General features: G+C 66.2%; 1 pseudogene. It reads left to right on the top strand.

The features are described from left to right. Positions 1 to 987: pseudogene (locus tag ALC15_RS40915) on the top strand (hypothetical protein); the annotation flags it as partial.

The raw sequence follows: 987 nt of genomic DNA, 5'->3' as shown, positions 1-987 counted from the left end.
AGCAATGCCTCGGTCAACAACGGCGGCGTGGAGAACGTGCTGTCCGGTGGATTGATCACCGGCGCCATCAGTTCGGGCACCGGAGTCAGTGCAGGCGGCGTATTGAACGTTCTGGCTGGCGGCTCGGCGGCTTTCGTCGGCGTGTCGAGCGGCGGCACCTTCAACGTGTCGGGCACCGTGCTCAGCCGCGTGGGCGTTTATACCGGCGGCGTTGAGAATGTCTTCTCGGGTGGTGTCGTCACCGGCGCCGTGGGCTCCGGGACGGCGATCTCCGGCGGCACAGTCAATGTCTTGTCGGGCGGCGCACTGGATCACCTGACCGTTTCCAGCGGTGGCGTGCTCAATGTCGCTTCCGGAGGCACGGCGCACGACATCGCGGTGTCGAGTGGCGGCGCGTTCAATCTTGCCGGCACGACGACGAGCAACGTCTTCGTGTTCGCCGGAGGTACTGAACTTGTCTCCTCGGGCGGCTCGACTGGTCCGGTGACGATCTCCGGCGGCCTGGTCGAGTTGCAGGCCGGTAGCATCGCAAGCGGCGGCATCACCTTCAGCGGCTCCGGCGGGCAGCTCAAGATCGACGGCACGTCCTTGTCCGGCACGACCATCAGCGGACTGGTTGGGGGCGACAGCATCGATCTGGCGGGCCTCAATTTCGTATCGGGCGGCTCGGCGACCTTGCTCGCGGGCAACATCCTGCATGTCACCGAAGGAGCTTCCTCCTTCGACCTGCAGCTCGATGCGACGCCTGGCGTGCGGTTTAGTGTCGGCACGGATTCCGGCACCGGCACGTTGGTCACGACGCGCGCCGATGCCGCGCCGGTCACCTCGGCGGCCAATGTCACGGCAGTCTTCGGTGAGAGCGCTGCGCTGGCTTCCAGCCTCTTCAGCGTCGCGGACCCCGACGGCGATCCCATCGTCACGTACGCGTTCTGGGATACCCAAGGTAACGGCCACTGGGTCGTCAACGGCGCCGTCCAGCCCACCAAC

The organism is Bradyrhizobium viridifuturi (assembly GCF_001238275.1).
In the GTDB taxonomy this organism is placed as follows: Bacteria; Pseudomonadota; Alphaproteobacteria; order Rhizobiales; family Xanthobacteraceae; genus Bradyrhizobium; species Bradyrhizobium viridifuturi.
The sequence above is the reverse complement of the archived record's forward strand: the minus strand, read 5'-3'. Positions and strand labels throughout refer to the sequence as shown.